The 3,899-nt window shown below is 54.2% G+C and carries 4 protein-coding genes; 3 read left to right on the top strand and 1 reads right to left on the bottom strand.

From position 1 onward, the window contains the following. The first annotated feature begins 249 nt into the window (after positions 1-249). The 3 genes from ACREAY_RS10365 to rnz all read left to right on the top strand — a co-directional run bounded on the left by ACREAY_RS10365 (position 250) and on the right by rnz (position 3,068). Positions 250-1,119 carry a carbonic anhydrase gene (locus ACREAY_RS10365; RefSeq protein ID WP_431755697.1) on the top strand — a complete coding sequence of 290 codons (870 nt, stop codon included), beginning with the start codon at positions 250-252 and terminating at the stop codon, positions 1,117-1,119. Positions 1,120-1,234: 115 nt separating this feature from the next. Continuing rightward, positions 1,235-2,113: a ribose-phosphate diphosphokinase gene (locus ACREAY_RS10360; RefSeq protein ID WP_431755696.1), complete on the top strand. Its 879-nt coding sequence runs from the start codon at positions 1,235-1,237 to the stop codon at positions 2,111-2,113. 43 nt (positions 2,114-2,156) lie between these two features. Further along, positions 2,157-3,068, top strand: coding sequence for a ribonuclease Z (gene rnz, locus ACREAY_RS10355; protein ID WP_431755698.1), 912 nt, complete (start codon positions 2,157-2,159; stop codon positions 3,066-3,068). On the opposite strand, the gene ACREAY_RS10350 is transcribed toward rnz, so the two are convergent. Further along, a partial coding sequence (locus ACREAY_RS10350; protein WP_431755695.1) for a metallophosphoesterase family protein occupies positions 3,063-3,899 on the bottom strand: 837 nt, incomplete at its 5' end. The genes rnz and ACREAY_RS10350 overlap by 6 nt on opposite strands.

Below are 3,899 nucleotides of genomic sequence, written 5' to 3'. Positions count from 1 at the left end.
TAAAGCCAATAGGAATAGCGTGGTCAAGCCTGCTAATTTCTAGCCCGATATTGCAAGATTTACAATCCAATGCAGCGCGGCAGCAATTATTAGATTTCATTGCGGCGGGCGGAAGGTGCTGCTGCGAAATAGTAACATTGGCCCGCCCTCATCTTGTTACCCGGTATATTTTGTCAGTATTTTTTCTATTAAGGCTGACTGAACTTGGTTAAGTTTCATTAAAGTAATTATCTCCTTGGCTTTCCTGCAATGAACCCGAAATACATAACATCGATGGCTGCACTTGCGGCAGCCGCGATTCTTCTCTTGGGAATCGTCATCTCAACGGCAGACAGCACTCAGTCAAATGCTGCTCTCGCTGCAAGCGGGATGAAACACAAGAGAATAGGTTGGCCAAACGTTCATCCCAACGTAAAGACAGGCTTTAACAAAGAAGCGAAATATCCTTCAATAGAGCAGACCGCCTTTATCCATCCGTTTGCAGTTGTAATAGGAGACTGCCACATCGGCAAGATGGTCATGGTAGCACCGACTGCCGTTTGCAGGGGTGATGAAGGTACTCCCATCCACATAGGCGACTTATCCAACATTCAAGATGGAGTTGTTTTGCATGCACTTGAAACGACTGAGGGCGGAAAGAATCTGGACAACAGAAAATTTAGCCTGACTGGCGACTTGCTGCTTGGAAATGACACGCGATTTAATAATGACGGTTATGCGATATGGGTTGGCGAGAGAACGAGTCTGGCGCATGGCTCTCTTGTGCATGGGCCCGCTTGGATTGGCAACGATACATTTGTGGGTATGGAGGCGATGGTGTTTAACGCCAAAGTCGGAAATAATGTTGCAATAGGTGTTTCAAGCACCATCACCGGAGGCGTCACTATCGCAGACAACAAGTTTGTGCCACCGGGAAGCGTTATAACAACACAAGAACAAGCCGAAGCTTTGCCATCACGCATAGGTAGCCTGTACGAGAATATCAACAAAGGTGTAATCCATGTTAATGAGAATTTGACAGAGCAGTACGATGAAGCGCACCTTGAAAAACTGATCAAGTACCGAGAGACAGAAATGGAAAGAGGGATGCTAGAGACAAGCCGAAGCCTTTCAAAGTGATATGAGAGTGACTATTAGAGGATCCCTCTCCTTCTTTTTCTTTGCAATTCACAACAGATGAGTTTCAAATAAATCCAATAGATATTAAAAGACGTGCGGGCGAACACAAGGTCGGATGGCGGACATTTCGGTTATCGCCGGGCCCTCGTCGCCCGACCTTGCCGCAGGCATTGCAAGGCGCCTTGGCGCAGACCTCATCTCGACAGAGTTGCGTATCTTTTCAGACGGGGAGAGCAAGGTCAGGCTCGACAGGCCCGCCGGCAAGAAATGCGTGCTGGTCCAGTCGACACATCCTCCCACCGACAGCAACCTGATGCAGGCCATGATGATCGCAAGGAAATGCGCAGACGACGGGGCAAAGGTGTGCGCGGTTATGCCGTACCTTGCCTATGCCCGGCAGGACAGGGCGTTTCTTGAAGGCGAGGGGGTGAGCGCGGCGCTCGTCGCCAGGCTGCTTGAAGCGTCAGGGGTGAATGCAATAGTGACTGTCGACATCCACAGCCAGATGGCGCTGTCGTATTTCAAGAATGCAAGGAACGTTTCTTCAATCCCCCTTTTGGCAGAGCATGCCAGCAAGATGAAGCTGAAAAAACCGCTGGTAGTTTCGCCGGACGCTGGCGGCGCCGACAGGGCGGAAGAGTTTGCAAGACTGCTAAAGGCAGACGCAGTGGCGCTGAAAAAATCCCGCGACAGAAAGACGGGAGAGGTCTCTATTGAAAAGATAAACTTTGACGTCTCTGGCCGCGACGCAATCCTGGTCGACGACATGATAAGCAGCGGCGGCAGCATCGTCAAGGCGGCAGAGGTCCTGCGCAAGGCCGGCGCAGGCAATGTGTACGCGATGTGCGCCCACGCGCTGCTTGTAGGCGACGCGGCCCAAAGGATAATGGCGTCAGGCGTAAAAGACATTGTCGCCACGAATTCCATACCCGGCAGGTATGCGAAGGTTGACATGAGCGCCCCCCTGGCAGACGCCGCCAGGTCGGCGCTGTGACAAGCATAAATCAGGCGTCGTCGGACTAGCCACATTGGCAAACATGCAGGTAGTCTTCCTCGGCACATCGTCAGCCGCCCCCACTGCCGAGCGAGGGCTGTCGTCGATAGCGGTGATGCGCGACGGCGAGCTGTTGCTGTTTGACGCCGGCGAGGGCATGCAGCGCAACTTTATCAAATCAGGCCTCGGCATGAACCGCAAGATGAAGGTGTTTGTCACCCACATGCACGCGGACCACTGCGTCGGGCTCCTCGGGCTTTTGCAGACAATGTCCCTCCTTGGCAGGGAGCAGCGACTTGACATCTATGGCCAGCCAAGGCTGAAGGAATTCCTGGAGGAGAACATGCGCATCATTAATTTCGGCCTGACATTTGAAGTTGCCATCCACACCATAGAAAAAGAGGGCACAGTCGTGCAGGAACGGGACTACCAGATAACATGCTGCGAGGCACTGCATTCAGTCCCGGCGCTGTCGTACAGGCTAGACGAGTTTGACAGGCCGGGGGCATTTAACGTCGATGCGGTGAAAAAGATGGGCATCCCGGAAGGCGAGCTGTACGGCAGGCTGCAGCGCGGCCACGACATCGAACACAACGGCAAGACGGTCAGGTCTGCAGACGTGGTTGGTCCGGCAAGGCCGGGGAGAAAGATCGGAATATCAGGCGACACCCGGCCCACAGACAAGCTTGCGCGGTTCTTTTCAGGGTGCGACCTCCTCGTCTTTGAGTCGACGTACGGCCATGACAAGCTTGCCAAGGCGCTAGAGACTTTTCACTCGACTGCGGCAGAGGCGGCCGCGCTTGCCAAGCAGGCAGGCGCCAAAAAGCTGTTTCTCACGCATTTTAGCGCGCGCTATGACGAGACGTCGGCGCTTGTAAAAGAAGCGGCGGCCATCCACGGAAACGTGGAGGCGGCGGAAGACATGAAGGCGGTAGATGTGCCGTATCCTTCATAGTTTTATTGCATAGCGGGTAAGGTCGTCTGCACTTTTGATCGACGCCAGCTGCGCCCTGTCAATTATGATGCACGCCGCGCCGTAGCCGTGATATGCCTCCTTTGAAGAAAAGAGCGTCATGACTTTGCCGCCGTGGTCGATCCTGTAGCCGTGGCATGGCTCGTGCCCCCTAACGACAACTTTTGTCCCCGTAGCGGCAAGCCATCTTTCAGTCACGGCTCTGCCAAAGTGCCTGCCTATGCCCCTTCTCGACTCTTCCCATCCCGGTTCACGTCCTATCGGCCTCGGGTCGTTCCACAGCAGCTCTTCCATGACCCTGTTTCGCAAGTGGTTTTCCTGCGCTGCGGCGACAAGGTCTCGGTAGCACTCTGCTACGCCGGGATCGGTTGGAAGCCCACCGTGCACCAGGAGCAGGCCACCCTTGACGACGGTGGCAAGTGATAGCAACCTGAAAAACGAAAGCACTTTGCCATACATGGCTTTGGCATCAGGGCCAAAACTGTCCTCCATGGTATAGGGCAGGTCGTGTGATGAAAAGGGAAACTCGGCTGGCGCCTCATGGTTGCCCCTCATGAGCACGACAGAATCAGGATGGCTGCGCTTTAGCCGACACACGCGATGCAGAACTCCTACAGAGTCACTGCCCCTGTCGACATAGTCGCCCAGAAAAACAAGCTTGTTGCGGGGACTTGACAGGAACTTTGGAGATTCCATCAAGTCAAGAACTGACGAGAGAGCGCGAGTGTCGCCATGGAGGTCGCTTACAATTGTCAGCCGGTCAAAGTCGTGTAGCTCCACCAGGCCGCCACGGACTGTCCCGCCGGCTATAGC

Origin of the sequence: Nitrososphaera sp. (assembly GCF_050748925.1) — an archaeon.
Lineage (GTDB): Archaea > Thermoproteota > Nitrososphaeria > Nitrososphaerales > Nitrososphaeraceae > Nitrososphaera.
Note: the sequence above shows the minus strand (reverse complement) of the source record. Positions and strands in the feature narration are given on the sequence as shown.